General features: G+C 74.0%; 14 protein-coding genes. 4 read left to right on the top strand and 10 right to left on the bottom strand.

Annotation, left to right across the window (positions count from 1 at the left end; translation table 11 throughout):
- Positions 1-47: 47 nt before the first annotated feature.
- From ACWEO5_RS32935 to ACWEO5_RS32945, 3 genes are all read right to left on the bottom strand, one after another.
- Positions 48-3704, bottom strand: coding sequence for an SDR family NAD(P)-dependent oxidoreductase (locus ACWEO5_RS32935; RefSeq protein WP_452165808.1), 3657 nt, complete (start codon positions 3702-3704; stop codon positions 48-50).
- Positions 3705-3754: 50 nt separating this feature from the next.
- Positions 3755-4600: an ACP S-malonyltransferase gene (locus ACWEO5_RS32940; protein ID WP_452165809.1), complete on the bottom strand. Its 846-nt coding sequence runs from the start codon at positions 4598-4600 to the stop codon at positions 3755-3757.
- Positions 4601-4668: 68 nt separating this feature from the next.
- Positions 4669-5766 carry a hypothetical protein gene (locus tag ACWEO5_RS32945; RefSeq protein ID WP_452165810.1) on the bottom strand — a complete coding sequence of 366 codons (1098 nt, stop codon included), beginning with the start codon at positions 5764-5766 and terminating at the stop codon, positions 4669-4671.
- A 351-nt stretch (positions 5767-6117) separates the two neighbouring features.
- Between ACWEO5_RS32945 and ACWEO5_RS32950 the strand changes: the two genes are divergently transcribed.
- Together ACWEO5_RS32950 and ACWEO5_RS32955 are read left to right on the top strand one after the other, a co-directional pair.
- The gene (locus ACWEO5_RS32950) at positions 6118-7146 is read left to right on the top strand and encodes a hypothetical protein (RefSeq protein ID WP_452165811.1); all 1029 of its coding nucleotides are present in this window, start codon (positions 6118-6120) and stop codon (positions 7144-7146) included.
- 103 nt (positions 7147-7249) lie between these two features.
- Positions 7250-8266 (top strand): LacI family DNA-binding transcriptional regulator, encoded by a 1017-nt coding sequence (locus ACWEO5_RS32955; protein WP_452165812.1) that lies wholly within the window; start codon positions 7250-7252, stop codon positions 8264-8266.
- A gap of 29 nt (positions 8267-8295) precedes the next feature.
- Here ACWEO5_RS32955 and ACWEO5_RS32960 read toward each other — a convergent pair whose 3' ends face one another.
- From ACWEO5_RS32960 to ACWEO5_RS32990, 7 genes are all read right to left on the bottom strand, one after another.
- On the bottom strand, positions 8296-9288 hold the full coding sequence (locus tag ACWEO5_RS32960) for a 2-hydroxyacid dehydrogenase (RefSeq protein ID WP_344555406.1): 993 nt from the start codon (positions 9286-9288) through the stop codon (positions 8296-8298).
- A gap of 132 nt (positions 9289-9420) precedes the next feature.
- Positions 9421-10446 (bottom strand): 6-phosphofructokinase, encoded by a 1026-nt coding sequence (locus tag ACWEO5_RS32965; RefSeq protein ID WP_344555408.1) that lies wholly within the window; start codon positions 10444-10446, stop codon positions 9421-9423.
- A gap of 313 nt (positions 10447-10759) precedes the next feature.
- The gene (locus ACWEO5_RS32970) at positions 10760-11485 is read right to left on the bottom strand and encodes a type 1 glutamine amidotransferase (protein WP_344555501.1); all 726 of its coding nucleotides are present in this window, start codon (positions 11483-11485) and stop codon (positions 10760-10762) included.
- Between the two features lie 290 nt (positions 11486-11775).
- Positions 11776-13032 carry a MurT ligase domain-containing protein gene (locus ACWEO5_RS32975; protein WP_344555410.1) on the bottom strand — a complete coding sequence of 419 codons (1257 nt, stop codon included), beginning with the start codon at positions 13030-13032 and terminating at the stop codon, positions 11776-11778.
- Positions 13033-13467: 435 nt separating this feature from the next.
- Positions 13468-14829 carry a GNAT family N-acetyltransferase gene (locus ACWEO5_RS32980; RefSeq protein WP_452165813.1) on the bottom strand — a complete coding sequence of 454 codons (1362 nt, stop codon included), beginning with the start codon at positions 14827-14829 and terminating at the stop codon, positions 13468-13470.
- A gap of 106 nt (positions 14830-14935) precedes the next feature.
- Positions 14936-16375, bottom strand: coding sequence for a pyridoxal phosphate-dependent decarboxylase family protein (locus tag ACWEO5_RS32985; protein WP_452165814.1), 1440 nt, complete (start codon positions 16373-16375; stop codon positions 14936-14938).
- 65 nt (positions 16376-16440) lie between these two features.
- Positions 16441-17556, bottom strand: a complete 1116-nt coding sequence (locus ACWEO5_RS32990) for a hypothetical protein (protein ID WP_452165815.1) — start codon at positions 17554-17556, stop codon at positions 16441-16443.
- Between the two features lie 269 nt (positions 17557-17825).
- Here ACWEO5_RS32990 and ACWEO5_RS32995 point away from each other — a divergent pair, with 269 nt between their 5' ends.
- Both ACWEO5_RS32995 and glmS read left to right on the top strand, forming a co-directional pair.
- Complete coding sequence (locus ACWEO5_RS32995) at positions 17826-18131, top strand: hypothetical protein (RefSeq protein ID WP_452165816.1); 306 nt, start codon at positions 17826-17828, stop codon at positions 18129-18131.
- Positions 18132-18174: 43 nt separating this feature from the next.
- The gene (gene glmS, locus ACWEO5_RS33000) at positions 18175-20016 is read left to right on the top strand and encodes a glutamine--fructose-6-phosphate transaminase (isomerizing) (RefSeq protein ID WP_452165817.1); all 1842 of its coding nucleotides are present in this window, start codon (positions 18175-18177) and stop codon (positions 20014-20016) included.
- Positions 20017-20132 lie beyond the last annotated feature (116 nt).

Genomic DNA, 20132 nt, shown 5'->3' on the forward strand with positions numbered 1-20132 from the left:
GCCCGGGGGCGCGGTGCCCCCGGGCGGCCCGGTGCGGGTCACCTCGCTCATCCGGGCAGGCCGTCGCTGCCGCTGGTGCCGCTGGTGCCGGTGCCGTGGCCGCGCTCCTCGGCGATCTTGGCCTGGGCGGCGACCGTGCGGTCCACCAGCAGGTCGCTGCTCTGCATCTCGACGCCCAGGACCGAGGCGACGGTGGCCACCAGCGACATGCCGGTGATCGAGTCGACGCCGAGGTCGAAGAGGTCGGCGTCGACGTCGATGCTGGTGAACCCGAAGACGTGGGCCCAGCAGCGGGCGATCGTCAGCTCGGTGTCGGTGTACCGGCCGTCGGGGCGGCCGGTCAGCTCGACGGGCAGTTCCTCGATCTCCTTGCGGACCTGCCCGGCGGTCCGCTCGCGGTGCGCGGCGCGGCGGCGCGACGCCTCCGCCAGCTTGCCGGCGATCGACGGTTCGAGGGCGATGTGGTAGCCGGGGAGGGCGTCCGCGTAGTCGCCCTCGTAGTGCAGTTCGCCGCCGAACACCCGGGCCCGGTCCGAACGCAGGCCGGTGTCCGCGATCGAGAGGCCGAGGGCGGTGGGCAGCGCCTTGAAGGTGGTGTCGACGTTGGCGTGGCTGCGGACGGCCATGCCGGTCTCCTTCCACGACACCCAGTCGAAGGTGATGACGTGGCAGTCGGGGTCGGTCTCCGACTCCGCCAGGGTGTCCAGGAACTGGTTGGCGGAGGCGTAGTCCGCCTGCCCGATGGCGGGGAACACGGCCGCGACGGAGGAGAAGTGGACGACGAAGTCCGGCCGGTCCCCGCGGGTCAGCAGGTCGAGGACGAACGCGCCGTGGACCTTGGGCCGCACCACCGACTCGAAGTCCGCCAGCGAGCGCTGGGTGATCACCTCCCCGCCGGGTATGCCCGCCGCGTGCACGATGCCGTCGATCCGGCCGAAGCGCTCCCGGACGGTGGCCACGGCCGCCGCCAGCGCCGCGGGGTCGCCCGCGTCGGCGGCCAGCACCAGCACCTCCGCCCCCAGGTCGCGCAGCTCCCGCAGCGCGGCCCGCAGCCGGGCCCCGGGCGAGTCGCCGTCGCCGGCCGGCTCCCCGTCCGCTTCGGCGCCGGCGGCACCGGAGCGGCTGAGCATCACGAGGTTGATGCCGGGCCGGGCGGCCGCGAACTCGCGGCACAGGGCCAGGCCCAGGCCGGCGGTGCCGCCGGTGACCAGGTAGGTGCCGTCGGGCTTGAGGTACTCGCCGCGGTCGGCGATCTCGGCGTCCGGCAGTTCGGCGAACGTCTCGTGCAGGCGGGCGCCCCCGCGCAGCGCGACGACGGCGGCCTCCGCGCCCAGGACCTCGTCGAGGACCGTGCGGGCGGGCGTGGCGCCGTCGGTGTCGACGACGGAGACGGTGAGGTAGGGGTACTCGCGGCTCACGCTCTTGGCCATGCCGGTCAGCGTGGAGTTCTCCACGACGACGCCGGGCTCGGCGCGCCGGGAGGCCAGCGCGGTGCGGGTGAGGACGGCCAGGTGGAGCTGGGCGCCCTCGCTGATCAGGGCCTTGGAGAGGCGGAAGAGGCCGTAGAGGTTCTTCTCCAGCCGGGCGTCGAGGGTGGCGACGTCCTGCGCCCGGTCGGCCTCGAAGCCGAGGGCGTGGACGAGGTGGGTGACGCCCTCGTCGACCGCGCGCAGGGCCAGGTCCTCGTAGAAGGCGTCGGCGTCCGGGCCGGTCAGGGCGTCGGGCAGGCGCACGAACTGCTCGTCCGTCAGCCCGGCCTCGCGCAGCAGCCCTTCGGCGCCGGTGGAGCCGTCGACCAGGGCGAGCACCCGCGCCCCGGGCTCGGCGGCGGGGGCCGGGCCGGCCGCGGGCCGGAAGACCACCTGGTGGGTGGCGGGCCCGGCGGACGCGGGCGCGCCGAGCGCGAGGGCCTCCCGCCAGTCGGCGGGGAAGTCGATCCAGGCGCGGCGCTCGTCGAACTGGTAGGGCGGGAGGTCGACCGGGCGCACGGCCGGACCGGCGTCCGGTGCCAGCTCGGCCCCGGCGACCCAGGCGGCGGCCCGGGCGTCGGCGTCCGGATCGGCCGCCCCGGCCGGGTCGGGCGCCCAGAACGCCCAGTCCGGGTGGCTGGAGCGGAACGGCGCGGCGTCCACCAGCCGGTTCGCGGCCAGCGCCGCCAACCGGGAGCGCAGCTCGTCGAGGTCGGCGACGACCAGGGCGAGCCGGTGGCGGTGCCCGGCCCGGGAGCGGCGGACGGTGGCGCACAGCTCCGCGAGGCCCACCCCGTCGAACAGGCCGCGCTCGAACCAGTCCGCGTAGGCGCGCAGCAGCAGCCGCAGCGACTCCTCGCTGTGCGCGCTGAGCGTGAACAACTGCGGCGCGGACCCGCCGGCGGCGGGCGCCGGGGCCGGCGCGGCGTACTCCTCCAGCACCACGTGGCAGTTGGTGCCGCCGAGCCCGAACGCGCTGACGCCGCACCGCAGCGGGCCGTGCTCGCTGCGCCACGGCTCGGCGGCGGTGGGCACCCGCACCGGCGAGTCGTCGAAGTCGATCCGGGTGTTGGGCCGCTCGAAGCCCGCCAGCGGCGGCAGTTCGCGGTTGCGCAGGACCAGCGCCGCCTTGATCAGGCCCATCACGCCGGAGCCCTCGAAGAGGTGCCCGATGTTGGCCTTGACCGTGCCCACCGCGCAGAACCGGCGGTCCCCGGTGTGCGGGGCGAACGCCCGCCGCAGGCCCTCGATCTCGATCGGGTCCCCCAACGTCGTTGCGGTGCCGTGCAGTTCGACGTAGCCGATGCTGCGCGGGTCGACCCCGGCGTTCGCCCAGGCGGTGTTCAGCAGGTCCGCCTGCGAGGCGGAGTCGGGCGTGGTGACCCCGCCGGCGACGCCGTCGTGGTTGACGGCGCTGCCCTTGATGACGGCGTACACCCGGTCGCCGTCGGCGAGGGCCCGGTCCAGGCGCTTGAGGACGACGGCGCCCGAGCCCTCGCCGTAGCCCGTCCCGTCGGCGCGCTCGTCCAGGGTGCGGGTGCGGCCGTCGGACGACTCGATGCCGATCCGGGTGTCCGGGTGGTCGATCGGCGCGCTGACGATCCGCGCCCCGGCGACCACCGCGGTGTCGCAGTCGCCCAGCAGCAGCGCGTTCTTGGCCTGGTGGACGGCCACCAGCGAGGCGGAGCAGGCGCTGTCCACCACCATGCTCGGGCCGCGCAGGTCCAGCAGGTGCGAGAGCCGGTTGGCCATCATGGTGGGCACGTTCCCGGTGAGCGCCGGCTGGATCAGCGACCGGTCGATCTTCGACAGGTACTCCAGGTACGCCGAGCCCGGGTTGACCGCGAAGCCGACGAAGACGCCGGTGCGGCTGCCGCGCAGCCGGGACGCCTGGTAGCCCGCGTCCTCCAGCGCCAGGTACATGGCGCGCACGGCGTGCCGCAGGTGCGGTTCGGTGGTCGCCGCCTGCTTCGGCGTCATCCCGAAGAACTCGGCGTCGAAGTGCTCCGGGTGCTCCAGGTAGGCGCCGTCGCGGTAGGCGATGGTGGCGTCCGCTGGGGAGCGCACGGTGGTGTCCATGACGTAGCGCAGGTAGTCCTCGATGCTCCGGGCCCGGTGCTCGGGGAAGCGGCCGGTGAGGTTCCTCCCCCCGGCGACGAGGTCCCAGAATCCGGGGACGTCCCGGACCCCGGGTACTTCCACCGACATGCCGACGATTGCGATGTCCGAGCTCAAGGTCTTCTCCTTCGGGGGCGGGCAGGCGGACGCGGCGCGGCGCGGCGCCGTCAGGCGATGGCGGGCAGCAGGGAGGTCAGCGTGGTGCCGTTGGCCTCGTCGAACCGGGTGACCCCGACGGCCCGCAGCGCGCGCACGGTGCGCACCCACTCCACGGGGGCGGTGATCTGCGCGGCCAGCAGCGCGGCGGCGCGGGCCGGGTCGAAGGGCGCCGCCGTGACGCCGGAGAACACCGGCACGGCCGGGGCCCGGAACTCCGCGCCCGCCAGGGCCGCCGTGAACGCCCGGGCCGCGGGCGCCATCAGCGGGGTGTGGAAGGGCCCGCTGACCGGCAGCGGGACCACCGCCCGGGCGCCCGCCCCCCGCAGCGCGGTGGCGGCCCCGGTCAGCTCCTCCCGGTCGCCGGCGACGACGGTCTGCCGGTCGGAGTTCCGGTTGGCCACGTAGACGTTGCGCACCCGCGCCCGGCGCAGCACCGCCGCCACCTCGTCGGCGCCGATCCCGGCCACGGCCGCCATCGCCCCGCCGTGCACCGCGGCCATCGCCTCCGCCCGCGCCCGCACCAGGCGCAGGGCGTCCAGCAGGTCGAGGCAGCCGGCCGCGACCAGGGCGTTGTACTCGCCCAGGCTGTGGCCCGCGTAGTAGGCGACGGGCTCGGCCCCGTCGCCCTCCTGCGCCCGGCGCCGCCGGGCGTCGAGGGCGTTGACGAGGAACACGGCGGGCTGCGCGTAGCGGGTGTCGCCCAGCCGTCCCTCCGGGTCGTGCAGGCACAGCTCCCGGACCGAGTAGCCGAGCACCGCGTCGGCCGCCTCGACCTCCTCCGGGAACAGGTCGAACAGTTCGGCGCCCATGCCGCGGCGTTGGACGCCCTGGCCGGGGAAAACGAGGCAGCGCACGGCGCGCCCTCCCTGAGTGTCGTGGTGTGAAGGTTCCGCGCCGCGCGGCGGCGCCCGCCCGCGGGCGGTCAGAGCGAGGTGAAGCGCGCGGCCGAGCCGCTCTCGCGCAGCCGCGCGCGGGTCAGCGCGGCCGCGGAAGCGCCGGGGCCGAGGTCCAGGACCAGCTCCGGGTCCAGTTCCGCCATCGCGGCGTCGACGACCGCCGGCCAGTCGAAGGGGCGGCACATCTGCTGCTCGGCCACCTCGTACAGCACGTGGGGCGAGGACCGCAGGTCGGCGGGCGTGCCGGTGCCGTAGACCGGCACGGTCAGCTCGTCGCCCTTGACGGGCTGCCAGTGGCGGTCGACGTCGCGGCCGATCAGCGGCATGGCGGGGGCCAGCACCGGGCTGTGGAAGGGCGCGGTGGCGCCCAGGTAGCTCCAGCGGGTGCCGGGCCGTTCGAACAGCCCGTCCTCGGCGAGCCGCAGCCGCATCAGCGCCTCGGTGCCGCCGGTGAGGACGTGGAAGGTGGGCGAGTTGACCAGGCCGATCCCGGCCCTCCCGCCCGGGCCGTCGCCGCTGCGCGAGATCGCCTCGTCGAGCGCCTCGCGCCGCGGGCCCACGACGGCGGCCATCGCCCCCGGCACGCCGGCCGCCGGCCCCAACGCGGCGTGCCGGCGCAGCAGTTCCGGATCCGGCTGCCGGGCCGCCGGAGCGACCTGGTGGCAGCGCAGCAGCGCCACGGTGACCTGGGCGACCGAGCGGCCCGCGGCCGCCGCGTACTCCCGGCGCCCTTCGACGGGCAGGGCCGCGAACACCGCCGCGTAGCTGCCCAGGCTGTGTCCGACCGCACCCACCGGTCGCAGTCCCCCCGCCCGGGCCAGCGGATTGCCGGGGCCGGGCTGGAGGACGCACAACTGGTAGAGGTGCAGCAGCACGCCCTCGGCCACCGAGCCGCCCGCGGCGGGCACCGGACGCTCGCCGGGGTCGGCCAGCCAGTCGCGCACCGGCAGCCCGCCGGGCAGGAAACGGGCGCACTCCTCGCGCCCCACGATCTCCAGCGCCGCCTCGACGCCGGCGAGGGCCGCGGCGAAGAAACGGGAATTGTGCTGCTGCCGGAACAGTTCGCGGAGCCTGCCCGTCAGCGGACCTCCGGGATCACCCAGCCCGCCGAAATGAAGTAACACCCGCACAGGTACGTCCTCACCGGTAGTAGGAGCGCGCCGCCCGGAGCGGCGCCCGCACCGCGGCCCGCCGGACGGCTGCGAATCCTGCCCGCGGCTGGTGGAAGTCCTGACCGGCCACTCGGGCAAGCAATATGCAACCGCCCGTGATTGCCGGTCAAAGCCCGATGAAACTTACATTCGGGCCCGTCCCGCCGGGCCGAGCGGTGTGCCCCCGGACGACTCGGGGCTCCTTGACGGTGTCCGCCCCTGAGGCCAAGATTCCCCACAGCCGCCTGTCTTCGTCCGCCATTGCCGTCGGGCGCTGAAACGGAGGACCGCCCCTGACCTGCACGTGTGAGGGAAGGAAAAACGGTGGCGCTCACCGACCGCGCGATCCGGATCCCGGACGCCGAACGGATCCGCAACCAGGATCCGAACAACCACCTGCATTGCCGGAAATCGCAACTCCTGGCCCACGTCGCGGCCAGGACCCCGTGGTCCGACCTCCTGATGTACCGGGCGCTGGGCTCGACCGCGGCCGTTTACCGCCACTGCCACCTGCGCGGAAAGGACCGCTGGGCGTTCGAGGCGCCCTATGTCACCGACGGCGATCTGCGCCTGCTCGGGTTCGAACTGCTCTCCGCCGGCACGGTGGACATCGACCGCTTCGAATCCGACCTGCCCGGGATCCTCGCCTCGGGACAACCGGTGTTCTTCTACGCGCCCCGGCACCATTTCCCGCACTGGGTGGAGTTCATGCAGCGGGTCGGCACCGTCCCCGAGGAGCGCCGGCTGCTGCACTCCTTCCTGGTGTGCGGGGCGGACGACACCGGGGTGGTGGTGCTCGACAACACCGCCGACGACCACGAGTACTTCCCGCTCGCGGTGGGCTGGGACGTGCTGCGCGAGGGGTACGCCCGGGAGCCGGAGCGCTGGTTCGTCGACTGCTCCACCGTGGTGCCCGGGACCGGGCCCGACCTGGACGGGTTCGAGTCCGCGTACCGCGCCTTCCTGGCCCGGTTCCGCGACGGCTTCCAGATCTACGACCTGATCGGCGAGAACCTGGCCGCCGAACGCGGCTCGGTCGACGCCGTGTACCGGGCGCCCGGCGTCAACAGCATCGCCCTGCTGGCCGGTTCGCGCACCCTGTTCCGCCGGTTCCTGGAGCTCACCCGGCACGGCGAACCGGTCCGGGCCGCGTACGCGGACGTCGCGCGGCTGGCCACCGCGCTCTCGGAGCAGATCAACGCCTTCCACGCCGGGACGCCCACGCTGTCCGCGGACCGGATCCGCGCCGCCCTGGCCGAGTTGAGGACGCGCGAGCAGCGCGCGGCGGCGCTGCTCACCGACGAGGCGGCCCGGCTGCCGCGCATCCTGCCCACCGACCCCGACGGCCGCTGACCCCCGCCCGCGGGCGCGGGCCGACCGCCGTTCCCCGGCCGGACCGCGGTCCGACCGGCCGGGCCCGACCGGGCCCGGCACCCGCTACCCCGTGGAGGAGTCCGTGCCCTTACTCGCCGATGCCGTCGCCGACCGGCCCACCCTCGCCGACGTGGCCCTGCGCGCCGGAGTGTCGACCGCCACCGTGTCCCGGGTCCTCACCGGCTCGGCCCGGGTGAGCGAAGGCACCAACCGCCTGGTCCAGCAGGCCATCTCGGAACTCGGGTACGTGCGCCGCCGAGCGCCCTGGACGCACCGGCCGACCGGCGGATCGGTCGCCGCGATCGTCACCGAGTCCAGCGAGCGGTTCTTCTCCGACCCGTTCTTCGCCCGCCTGCTGCACGGCGCCTCGCGGGCCCTCGTCCCGGTCGGCTACCAACTGGCGTTCGTCGCGGTGCGCGACCGCAGCGAGTACGCGGCGGCGGCCCGCTTCGTGCGCCGCGGGGTCGACGGGGTGCTGCTGGTCTCCTCGCACGGCCCGGACCCGCTGATGCCGCTGCTGGACACGGCGGGCGTGCCCACCGTGCTGTGCGGCCGCCCGCTGGCCGAACACGGCGCGCCGTACGTGGACACCGACAACTACGGCGGCGCGCAGGCCGCCGTGCACCACCTGCTCGCGGCGGGCCGCCAGCGCCTCGGCACCATCGCGGGGCCGAGCGACATGGCCGCGAGCCAGGACCGGCTCAGGGGTTTCACCGAGACCCTGGCGGCCACCGGCCTGGAGCCCGTCGCCGAACTCGGGGACTTCTCCCTCGAATCCGGCGAACGCGCCATGACCAGGCTGCTCCGGCGCCGGCCCGACCTCGACGCGGTCTTCGTCGCCTCCGACCTGATGGCGGCCGGGGCCCTGCGCGCGCTGCGCCGGGCCGGGCGCCGGGTGCCCGACGACGTCGCGGTCATCGGCTTCGACGACGACCCGGTGGCCCAGCACACCCACCCCCCGCTCAGCACGGTCCGCCAGCCCGTGGAGGAGCAGGGGGCGACGATGGCCCGCCACGTGCTCGCGCTGATCGGGAACGGCACGGAACCGGGCCGGAGCACCCTGCTGCCCACCACCCTGGTCCGCCGCGAGTCGGCCTGAGCCGGCCCGGGCCGGCGGGCCGCCGCCGGTCAGCCGGCCGGGACGAGGGTGTTCTCGTTGGTGCGGCCGAGGGCGAAGTCGTCGATGTTGCGGGCGGTGGCGTCGATGATCTGGCCCACGGCGGTGCGGGTGAAGTACGCCTGGTGGGAGGTGACCAGGACCTGGGGGAAGCTGATCAGGCGGGCGAGGACGTCGTCGGTGATGCCCTGGGCGGATCGGTCGGTGAAGAAGACGTCGGCCTCCTCCTCGTAGACGTCCAGGCCGACGCCGGCCAGCCGCCCGGCCCGCAGGGTCTCGACCAGGGCGCTGGCGTCGATCAGGCCGCCGCGGGAGGAGTTGACCAGGATCGCGTCGTCCTTCATCAGGGCGAGCGCGGCGCGGTCGATGACGTGGTGGGTGGAGTCGAGCAGCGGGACGTGCAGGGAGACCAGGTCGCTGTCGGCGAGCAGTTCGTCCTTGCCGACGTAGCGCATGCCGAGCGCCTCGCACTCGGGATTGGGGGCGACGTCCCAGCCGAGCAGGGTGGTGCCGAAGCCGGCGGCGATCCGGGCGAAGCACTCGCCGATCTTGCCGGTGCCGAGGACGCCGACGGTCAGGCCGTGGATGTCGCGGCCCATCAGGCCGTCGAGGCGGAAGTCGAACTCGCGGGAGCGGTTGACCGAGCGGATCAGCCGGCGGTTGACGGCGAGGGCCAGCGTCCAGGCGTGTTCGGCGACGGAGTAGGGCGAGTAGTAGGAGACCCGGGCCACGGTCAGGCCGAGCTTCGCGGCGGCGTTCAGGTCGATGTTGTTGAAGCCGGTGGAGCGCTGGGCGATCAGCTGGGTGCCGCCCTCGGCGAGCAGGGTGAGGACTTCCGAGTCCAGGGCGTCGTTGACGCTGCTGGAGACGACCGGGAAGCCGGCGGCGAGCGGGGCGGTGTCGGCGGTGAGGAAGACGTCCAGCATGCGCAGCTGGTGCCGCTCCATGGCGGCGTCGAGCAGCGGGCGCTCGTCGGACTGGACGCCGTACGCGAGGATCTCCATGCGGCGAGGCTATCGCCGGGCGCCGGTCGGCGGGGGCATGACGCGCCCCCCGGGCGTGGTCCGGTCGCCACGGGGGGACGACCCGGTCTTCGGTGCCTCGGGGGGCGGGGAGGTGCGCGGGGCGACCGGCCGTCAGATGACGGTCTCGGCCTCCCGGTAGCGCTCCGCCGGAACGGTCTTCAGCTCGGCCACGGCCTCGCCCAGCGGGACCAGCTTGATCTCGGTGCCCTGCAGGGCCGTGATGTGGCCGAAGGCGCCCTTGTGGGCGGCCTCCACCGCGTGCCAGCCGAAGCGGGTGGCCAGGACGCGGTCGTAGGCGGTCGGGGTGCCGCCGCGCTGGGTGTGGCCGAGGATGACCGGGCGGGCCTCCTTGCCGAGGCGGTGCTCCAGCTCGCGGGAGAGCTGGGTGGCGATGCCGGTGAACCGCTCGTGGCCGTACATGTCCTTGGTGCCCTCCTCCCACGGCATGGTGCCGGGCTCGGGCTTCGCGCCCTCGGCGCAGACCACGATCGCGAACTTCTTCTGCCGGTCGAAGCGCTCGCGCACGACCTCGGTCAGCTTGTCGATGTGGAACGGGCGCTCCGGCACGATGATGGCGTGCGCACCGGCCGCCATGCCCGCGTTCAGCGCGATCCAGCCGGTGTGCCGGCCCATCACCTCGACGACCATGACCCGCTGGTGCGACTCGGCGGTCGTCTTCAGCCGGTCCAGCGCCTCGGTGGCCACCGAGACGGCGGTGTCGAAGCCGAAGGTGACGTCGGTGCAGGCGATGTCGTTGTCGATGGTCTTCGGCACGCCGACGACCGGCAGGCCCGCGTCGCTCATCAGCTTCGCGGCCTTCAGGGTGCCCTCGCCGCCGATCGGGATCACCGCGTCGATGCCCAGGTCCGCACAGTGCTGCTTGGCGCGCTCCACGCCGTCCCGCAGGTGGCTGGGCTGCACCCGGGAGGAACCCAGGATCGTGCCGCCCTGGGCGAGGATCCCGCTCACCGAGTCGAGCGTCAGCGGACGGTGCACGCCCTCCAGAAGACCGCGCCAGCCGTCCTCGAAGCCGATGATCTCGTCGCCGTGGTCGACCACCCCCCGGTGGACCACGGAACGGATGACGGCGTTCAGGCCGGGGCAGTCACCGCCGCTGGTCAGGACACCAATACGCATTGCTTTGCCAACTCCCGAGCAGGATCGGACGGCCGGACTGGTGGGTGGGAATCGGACGAAACGCCCGAAACTGACCTGCTGCACAGCATACGGTTCCTGCGTCCGGCCGAGCCGAAACCGACGCGGGAGCGGCTTCCTCGACGCACCACGCGTAACTGCGACCCGACCGCCGAGGAGGGTGTTGCGCCCGGGCTCTCCTATTCTCCTATGAACTCGCCCCGCGACGGGAAGGCTGACCACATGGCGGTCAGCCGTCCACCGTCGTGACCTCGGATGACGTGCGGATGAACGCGCGCCGAGGCGGTGCGGGCCGCTACGCGGGACGGGCCGCGGCGATCCGCTCCGCCCGCAGCGCGTCGTACCAGGTGGTGTCGGCCGGCGGCAGCGCGTTCACGTCCAGCGCCAGCTTGATCAGCAGGTCGGCGACGGCGGGGTTGCGGGCCATCACCGGGCCGTGCAGGTAGGTGCCGAACACGGTCTCGCGCCAGGCGCCCTCGGTGCCGTCGCCGGTGCCGTTGCCCCGGCCGACCTGCACGGTGGCGAACGGGCTGACGCCCTCGCCGAGGTGGGTGACGCCCTGGTGGTTCTCGAAGCCGGTCAGCTGCGGCAGGTTCAGCTGCGGGTTCACGTCCGCCAGCACGTCGCCGACGCAGCGCGCGCCCTCGCCGCGAACGGTCCACACGTCCAGCAGCCCCAGGCCCGGCTCGCGCTCGCCCAGGTCGTTGATGAACTCGTGGCCGAGGATCTGGAAGCCCGCGCAGACCGAGAAGATGATCGCGCCGTTCTCGGCCGCCCGGACCAGCCCGCCGTCGTTGCGCAGCCGCTCCGCCGCGAGGCGCTGCGGACGGTCCTCGCCGCCGCCGATCAGGTAGATGTCACCGCTGGTCGGCACCGACTGGTCCGAGCGCACGTCGATCCGCTGCACCCCGAGGCCGCGCTGCCGCGCCCGCCGCTCCACCACCAGCGCGTTGCCGCGGTCGCCGTACGTCGACAGCAGGTCCGGGTAGACCCAGACCACCCGCAGGCTGCTCTCGCTCATCCTCGAAGACCTCCCGAACTGCTGCTGGGGCGCGGGCTGCTGCGGAGCGTCCCCGCCGTACTGCTGCTGCTGGTGCTGCTGCGGGTCGCCGTACGCCTGCTGCTGGTGCGGCTGGTGCGGCTGCTCGTACTGGCCGTACTGCTGCTGCCCGTACTGCTGCTGGTGCTGCTGGTGCTGTTGCGGGTCGCCGTACTGCTGCTGGTCGTACTGCTGCCCGGGGTAGGGCTGCTGCTGTCCGTAGCCGCCCTGGTCGCCGAACTGCGGCTGCTGCCCGTAGTACTGGTCGCTCATCAGGCCACCACGGCCTTGCGCAGCTGCTGGAAGGCCGTGTAGTTGGCGATGGCCTCGATCCGGCCCGCCGGGGCGGCGTCCACCGCCTGGGCGAGCGAGTCGACCACCTGGAACTGCAGGTTGGCGACCTCCAGGCGGACCGCGAGGTCCAGCTTGCGCTGGCCCATCACGAAGATCGGGTGCCCGGACAGCCGCTCGTAGTCGACGTCCCACAGCCAGGAGGTGTCGGTGCCGTCGGCGTCCATCGCGTTCACCGACAGGACCACCGGCGCGGGCGGGCCGTCGATCAGCGAGAAGGTCTCCAGCCAGCCGGCCGGGTTCTTCGCCAGCAGCAGCCGGACGTCCCGGCCGCGGTACTGCACCACGTCGTAGCGGCCCGCCACCGCGGCCACCGACTGCATCCGCTGCAGCGCGACCTGCGGGGCCACCCCGAAGACCGCCGCGACGGCGGCCGAGCTGGTGGCGTTCGCCAGGTTGGCGCGGCCCGGCAGCTGGAGCTGGATCGGCCAGGCCCCGCGGTGCGGGTCGATCACGTGGGTGCCCTGGAGCGCCCAGTGCGGGTTCGGACGGCGGAAGCCGCACTCGCCGCAGAACCAGTCGTCACCGGGACGCTGCATCACGCCGCCGCAGGCCGGGCACGACCAGGCGTCCTCCTTCCACGCCTGCCCGGCGGCCACCCAGACCACCTTCTTGCAGGACGAGGCGGCCCAGGTCACCAGCGGGTCGTCCGCGTTGGCGATGATCACCGCGTCGGTGTCCTTGAGACCCTCGCGCCACTTCTCGGCCATCATCCGGGTCTCCGCCGCGCGGTCCAGCTGGTCGCGGGAGAGGTTCAGCAGCGCTATGGCCTTCGGCCGGGTGTCCCGGGCGACCATCGGCAGGTACTTCTCGTCCACCTCGATCACGCCGAAGCGGGCGCTGGTGCTGTTGGCCAGCGCGCCCGTGATGCCGGCCGGCATGTTCGCGCCCAGCGCATTGGAGACCACCGGGCCCGCCGCCCGCAGCGCCTCGGCGATCAGCCGGGTGGTGGTGGTCTTGCCGTTGGTGGCGCTGACCAGGACCACGTCCAGGTGCTCGGTGAGGGTCGCCAGCAGGTCCGGGTCGAGCTTGAGCGCGACCTTGCCGCCGATCACCGAGCCGCTGCCTCGGCCCGCCTTCTGGGACAGCGCGGCGGCCATCTTGCCCGCCGTCACGGCGATCTTCGCGCGGGCGGGCAGCGAGGCGTCGCGCGGGGCTTCCGAATCGGTGCCTGGCATGCTCAGGGGTTCCTCCTTGCTGCGGCACCGCCCTGGCCGTTCGACGACCCACGGGCGGCGGGGACGGGGCCAGCCTACCGACTCCCGCCCGCACACTTGAGCAGGGGCGACAACCTGCGGCGCGAGCTCAGTCCTTCGGCAGAGGAGGGGAAGAACGGCGGGAAGCGCAATCAGGGGCTCGGGGAACGGCGAGCCCGTGGCTGCCGGCGGTGCACTGCCGGAGCGCGCATCTGCTTCTGGTTCCGTCACAGACACGCAGCAGCACGAACCTCCGATGGGCTCCGGCCGCCAGCAGCACGGACTCGCCGTTCCCCGAGCCCCTGAAGGGGCCTGTGCGCAGCACGGACCCGCCGTTCCCCGAGCCCCTGAAGGGGCCTGTGCGCAGCACGGACCCGCCGTTCCCCGAGCCCCTGAAGGGGCCCTCTGGCGCGGCCCCTAGCGGGTCGGCCAGGGGGCCGGGAGCTTCTCGGTGGCTTCGGCCAGGTGGGCGGTGATGACCAGGGTGCCGTCCTCGACCTGGTAGTCGAGGGGGGCGGAGAGGCGCCGCATGGTGGAGATCAGGCCGGTGTTGGCGGAGGTGGTGACGGCGTAGACGGTGCGCACGCCGGCCTCCAGGGCGAGGGCGGCCATCCGGCGGACCAGGTCGACGCCCAGGCCGCGGCGCTGCCAGGCGTCCTCGACCAGCAGGGCGATCTCGGCGCCCTCGTCGTCCCACATCAGGTGGGCGAGGGCGACCAGCCGGCCGTCGGCGGTCTCGACGGCGAGGGTCTGGCCGTGCCGGGGGTCGAGCAGGTGGTCGAGGTAGCGGTCGGCGTCCTTGACCGGGCCGTGGTAGCGGCGGCGCAGCGACTCCGCGGAGCAGCGGGCGTGCATGGCGAGGGCGGCGGGCTTGTCCTCGGGGGTGGCGCGGCGGACGGTGAGCTCGTCGTCCGGGTGGTCGATCCGGGCGGCGACGGCCGGGACGCGCGGGCCGAGGACGGTGTCGAGCTCGACCAGCGCGCGGGCCCGGGCGAACTCGGTCGGGGTGAAGGGCAGGTGGGGCCGGGAGAGTTCGAGCAGGTCGCCGCCCGGGAGGGGCAGTCGCATCAGGTGTCCTTCCAGGCCGGCCGGGGTGCTGTCGCCGCGGCCGGGGTACTGCCGGATGGTCGCGCGTCCGAACAACTGGCGCAGGGCGACCGGGAGTTCGGCGGCGTCGAGGGCGGTGCGGGTGGCCAGGGCGAGGACCTGGCGGGGGACGTCGACGAGTTCGTGGGCGTCGGCCCGGTCGGTCCAGATGTCCCAGCCGCCGCCGGCCGCGACGGCGGCGGCGAGGTCGGTGCGGGGGAGCGCCCCGGGGGCGCGGACGATGAACTCGTCGACGGTGCAGTCGGGCAGCGGGTGGGCCTGCATGGAGACGATGTTGACCCGCAGCTCGGCCAGGGCCGTGCACACCCGGGCCAGGCTGCCGGGGGCGTCGGAGACGCTGGTGCGCAGCCGCCACAGGACGGTCGGCTCCTCGGGGGCGCTCACCGCAGGCCCGCCCGGCGGTGCGGCCGGGTCGCCGGGCGGCCCGTGCTGGTGCCGGTGGGCGAGCCAGCCGCGGAACAGCGCGGTGGCGAGCATGGCCGCGGCGGAGGCGACCAGCAGCACCGGCCCGTCGTGGCCGTGCACGACGACGTTGGCGACCAGGTCGGCGGCCGCGACGGCGGCGAAGACCGCCGCGAGCTCGACCGTCTCCTTGCGCCAGCGGTGCCCCCGGCTCCGCCGGTCCTGCCGCTCGTCGGTGACTCTGCTGTGGGTGTACGCCATGTTGTCCATGCCTGCATGGTGGCGCTCCGCTGTTTCGCGATCACGAATCCCCCGTGACCTGACGGTAAATGTCTCCGCGGGTCCCCGTCGGATCGGCGCTGATCCGCTCCCGCGATCAGTTGGACGTACGGCACCGGTCCAGGAGTTCCACGCCGGCGGACTTCACCTCGGCCAGCAGCAGCCGCAGGTCGGCCTCGGTGGTGGTGGCGTTCAGCAGGCAGGCCCGGAGCATCTCGCGGCCCCGGTACACGGCGCCGGTGACGAAGACCTCGCCGCGCTGCTGGACGGCCACCGGGAGCAGCGAGTTGAGCCGCTGGAGCCCGGCCTCGTCCAGGCCGGCCGGGCGGTGCCGGAAAGCGACGATGGAGGTCTCGACCGGTGCGACCAGCTCCAACTCCGGGTCCTGCTCGATCCATTCGCCCAGCTGCCGGGCCTGCGCGGTGCAGTGCGCGATGTCCCGGGCGACGCCGGAGCGGCCGCGGTGGGCGATGGACGCCCAGACCTTCAGCGAGCGGAACGGGCGGGTCTGCTCGGTGCCGTACTCGGAGAACCAGCCCAGGTCGCCGGCCGCGTCGTCGCGCAGGTAGGAGGGGACCAGGCTGAAGGTGCCGCGCAGCTCCTCGGCGTCGCGGACCAGGGCGCAGCCGCAGTCGACCGGCACGCCCAGCCACTTGTGCGGGTCGAGGGCGAGCGAGTCGGCCCGCTCCATGCCCGCGTAGCGGTGCGCGATCGCCGGGTCGAGGACGCCGAAGGCGCCGTACGCGCCGTCGACGTGGAACCACAGGCCCTCGCGCTCGGCCAGGTCGGCGATCGGTCCGAACGGGTCGACGGCGCCGGTGCCGACGGTGCCCGCGGAGGCGACCACCAGGAAGGGGAGCCGGCCGGCCGCCCGGTCCTCGGCGATCGCGGCCTCCAGCGCGTCCAGGACGAGGTGGCCGTCGGCGTCGGAGGCGACGGTGCGCAGGTGCTTGGAGCCGAGGCCGAGCAGTTCGGCGGCCTTGCGCACGCAGCTGTGCGCCTCGCCGGTGACGTAGCCGACCAGCGGGGGCATCCCGGCCAGGCCGTCCTCGCGGACGTCCCACCCGGCCCGGCGGGCGGCGCGGCCGCGGGCGGCGGCCAGGCAGACGATGGTGGCCATCGAGGTGCCGGAGGTGAGGACGCCGCCGCCGGGCGGGTGCGGGAAGCCGACCAGTTCGGCGATCCAGCGCACCACGGCGCGCTCCAGGTGGACGTCGGCGTGGTCGCCGCCGGCCGAGCTGGGGTTCATCGCGCTGGCGGCCAGGGTGGCGAGCACCCCGGCGGGCTGCGGGGCGGAGTTCACCCAGCCGAAGAAGCGCGGGCTCCCGTTGCCCATCGGGTGCGGCATGATCCGCTGCTCGACGGCCTTCAGCAGCTCCTCCAGCGGGGCGCCGTCCTCGGGCAGCGGGAGGTCGAGCAGGGCGGCCCGCTCCGCCGGGTCCATCGGCTGCCACACCGGGCGGTCGGGCACCGCTTCGAGGTAGTCGGCCACCAGGTCTGCGGCCGTCCGTGCGGCCCCGCGGAAGTCGTCGTTCACAGGGGCATCGTATGCGCAGGCGGGCCCGGCCGGACCGGGCCCACCTGGGGGAACGCGGCCGGGGGTCAGTCCAGGGTGCCGGACAGGCCGCCCGCCGAGCGGCAGTACCCCTGGATCTGCTGGTCGGTGATCTGGGCGCACAGGCGCCCGGCGGCGCCCGCGCTGGTGTCGTTGACGGTGTAGTAGCTGACCAGGCCCTGGGTGCAGGCCTGGCGCTGCCAGGTGTCCTTGGGGGTGGCGCACTGCTGGGCGGCCCAGTCCGGGCGGTCCAGGTTGTACTTCATGATGCGCGAGCCGGCGCCGCGCGAGCAGTCCTGGGCGCCGCCGCTGGCCTGCGCGTTCAAGCACCACTGGAGGGCCTGCGGGAACGCCTCGGGGTGGTTGGCGTAGTCGTGCGAGGAGAGGAAGAAGGTCGGCGCGTAGAAGAAGCAGGCCGACTGGTAGAGCGCGGGCTGCTCGGGGCACGGGTAGAGCGGTTCGGCGGCGAGCTTGTCGGCGGGGAGGTTGGCCTTGGCCTTCTCGTCCTCCTCGTCGGGCGCGAACAGCTGCATGAAGACGCCCTCGGAGCAGGTGATCCGGCGGCTCTGGCTGGGGAACTTGTCGCACAGCGCGCGGGCGGCCGGGATGTCCTGCTTGGTGACGAACATGATGCCGTGGCCGACGCCGTGGATGCACGGGCCGGTGTTGGCCGGCGCGCACAGGGTCAGGATGTCGCTCTGCGGGTCCTTGGAGTTGGCGAGCATCTCCTCGACCGCGCCGTGCAGGTAGCCCGCCGCGCAGGTCTCGTGCGGGAAGGAGATCACCTTCTGGAAGTCCTGGTGGTAGCGCTGCACCGCGGCGTGCCCGAGCTCGTGCGCGATCGGGTGGCAGAACCGCACCGTGTACGGCTTGGCCTTGGAGATCTTGTCGAGGTCGGCGAGGGCGACGCCGGGGTCGGTGGCGTCCATCTCGGCCATCAGCTTGTTGCGCAGCGTCGAGCGGGTCCACACCGCCGGGTCGCCGGTGGGGGAGGGGGAGGGGGACGCGGGGGTGTCGGGCGCGGCACCGGGGCGCTGGCCGCCCGCGTCGGCGGTGGCTGCGGCGGTGGCGGACTTCGGTGTCCAGTCGGTCACCAAGACCGACCCGAGGCCCAGCGCGGCCAGCAGGACGGCGGTGACGACGGCGAACACGCGCGGTTGCATGACGGACGTTCCCCCTGTGATCGACACGGACAGTACGCGGCCCATCCTGCGGGGTGACCGCCGGAAACCCGGCCAGGGACACCGCCGACGGGGTCAGATGCCCGCCACGATCACCCGAACACCGTCCGCCCACCGTCCTCCAACGACGGCCCCACATCATAGGTGGCGCTCAGGTCCGCCCGTGCCCCGCCGGGGCGCGCCGCCGGGCGGGCCCCGTCCGGCCGCCACCGCTGGCGGTCCTGCCCGAATTCGGGCAGGATCTTTGGCAAATGCACCCTTCACGCCTAGGCTCCCCGATCGTGCCTGCCTCACCGCACCCTCATGAGGACCTGCTCGCCCACCTCGCCAGGACCACCCCCCTGGCCCCGGGGGAGGCCGCGCGGGTCGTCGCGGAAGTGCTGGCGTACTTCGCGGAGAGCACCGAGGAGTACGTCCGCCGCCGCCACGGTGAGCTGCAGGCCCGGGGGCTGACCAACGAGCAGATCTTCACCCGCCTCGGCGGGGAGCTGGCCGCCCGCCGGGTGGCCGCCCCGCAGCTGTCGGTGCGTCAACTGCGGCGGATGGTCTACGGCTGACCCGGCCCCCGGACCACCCACGACTGACAGAGGAGCCCACGTCATGTGCGGAATCGTGGCCTACATCGGCCCCAAGGACGCCTCGCCCTTCCTGCTGGAGGGGCTGCAGCGACTGGAGTACCGCGGGTACGACTCGGCGGGCGTCGCGGTGGTCGCGCCCGCCACCAAGTCCGCCCCCGCCCGGCTGCGGGTCTGCAAGGCCAAGGGCCGGGTCGCCGACCTGGCCGCCGCGCTGCCCGCCCGCTTCAAGGGCACCGCCGGCATCGGCCACACCCGCTGGGCCACCCACGGCGTCCCCTCCGACGCCAACGCCCACCCGCACACCGACAACGAGGGCCGGATCGCCGTCGTCCACAACGGCATCGTCGAGAACGCCGACGAACTGCGCGCCAAGCTCGCCGCCGACGGCGCCGTGTTCCGCTCCGAGACCGACACCGAGGTGCTCGCCCACCTGATCGCCGCGCACCGCGCCGACGGCGGCGGGCTGGAGGAGGCGGTGCGGGCCGCGCTCAAGCTGGTGGTCGGCACCTACGGCATCGCGGTGCTGGACGCCGAGCAGCCCGACCGGATCGTGGTCGCCCGCAACGGCAGCCCGATCGTGCTCGGCATCGGCGAGAAGGAGATGTTCGCCGCCTCCGACGTCTCCGCCCTGGTCCGCTACACCCGCCAGGTCGTCCACCTGGAGGACGGCGAGCTCGCCACCGTCCGCGCCGACGGCTTCCGCACCTTCACCGAGGACGCCCGCACCGTCACCCGGCAGCCCTCCACCGTCGACTGGGAGGCCGGCTCCTACGACACCGGCGGCTACGCGCACTTCCTGCTCAAGGAGATCCACGAGCAGCCCGGCGCCGTCGAGCGCACCCTCTCCGGGCGGCTGAACGAGCGCTTCGCCACCGCGCACCTCGGCGGTCTCAACCTGGACGCCCGGGAGCTGCGCGAGATCCGCCGGGTGAAGATCCTCGGCTGCGGATCCGCCTACTACGCGGGCGAGATGGGCGCCCAGCTGATCGAGGAACTGGCCCGGATCCCGGCCCACTCCGAGCCCGCCTCCGAGTTCCGCTACCGCAACCCCGTCATCGAGGCCGACACCCTGTACGTCGCGGTCAGCCAGTCCGGCGAGACCTACGACACGCTGGCCGCCGTCCAGGAGGTCAAGCGCAAGGGCGGCCGCGTCCTCGGCGTGGTCAACACCGTCGGCTCGGCGATCGCCCGCGAGTGCGACGGCGGCCTCTACCTGCACGCCGGCCCGGAGATCTCGGTCGCCTCCACCAAGGCGTTCACCTCCACCGTGGTCGCCTTCGCGCTGCTCGCTCTGCACTTCGGCCGGATCCACGACCTCTCGCCCGCCGACGGGCGCCGCATCGTCGCCGGGCTCAAGGCGCTGCCCGACCAGATCCGGAAGGTGCTGGAGCAGCAGCAGGAGATCGAGGCGCTGGCCGCCGAGTACGCCCACAGCCGGGGCATGATGTACATCGGCCGGGTCCGCGGCTACCCGGTGGCCCGGGAGGGTGCGCAGAAGCTCAAGGAGATCTCCTACGTCCACGCCGAGGCGTACCCCGCCAGCGAGTTGAAGCACGGGCCGCTCGCGCTGATCTCCCCCGAACTGCCGACCGTCGCGCTGGTGCCCGACGACGAACTGCTCGACAAGAACCTCACCGCGCTCGGCGAGATCAAGGCCCGCGAGGGCCGGGTGCTGGCCGTCGCCCACCGCCCGGTGGACGCCAAGCTCGCCGACCACTGCCTGGTCGTCCCGAAGAGCGAGCCCGAACTCGACCCGCTGCTGCTCAACATTCCGCTCCAACTCCTCGCCTACCACGCCGCGGTGGCCCTCGGCCGGGACGTCGACAAGCCGCGCAACCTGGCCAAGAGCGTCACCGTGGAGTAGCCGCGCGCACCGGCTGCGGGTGCTCGGCCGCCCGCTCGGCGCGGGCGGCGCGGGCCGCCCCGGCGATCTGCCGGGGCACGCGGAAGGCCCGGGCCCCCCCCCCGGGGGGGGGGGGG

The organism is Kitasatospora sp. NPDC004272, assembly GCF_053603035.1.

Excerpts from the sequence above, each read along its gene's own strand:
- glmS (WP_452165817.1), top strand. The coding sequence starts at position 18,175 with ATGTGCGGAATCGTGGCCTACATCGGCCCCAAGGACGCCTCGCCCTTC.
- ACWEO5_RS32970 (WP_344555501.1), bottom strand. The coding sequence starts at position 11,485 with ATGAGCGAGAGCAGCCTGCGGGTGGTCTGGGTCTACCCGGACCTGCTG.
- ACWEO5_RS32965 (WP_344555408.1), bottom strand. The coding sequence starts at position 10,446 with ATGCGTATTGGTGTCCTGACCAGCGGCGGTGACTGCCCCGGCCTGAAC.
- ACWEO5_RS32995 (WP_452165816.1), top strand. The coding sequence starts at position 17,826 with ATGCACCCTTCACGCCTAGGCTCCCCGATCGTGCCTGCCTCACCGCAC.
- ACWEO5_RS32975 (WP_344555410.1), bottom strand. The coding sequence starts at position 13,032 with ATGCCAGGCACCGATTCGGAAGCCCCGCGCGACGCCTCGCTGCCCGCC.
- ACWEO5_RS32990 (WP_452165815.1), bottom strand. The coding sequence starts at position 17,556 with ATGCAACCGCGCGTGTTCGCCGTCGTCACCGCCGTCCTGCTGGCCGCG.
- ACWEO5_RS32980 (WP_452165813.1), bottom strand. The coding sequence starts at position 14,829 with ATGGACAACATGGCGTACACCCACAGCAGAGTCACCGACGAGCGGCAG.
- ACWEO5_RS32960 (WP_344555406.1), bottom strand. The coding sequence starts at position 9,288 with ATGGAGATCCTCGCGTACGGCGTCCAGTCCGACGAGCGCCCGCTGCTC.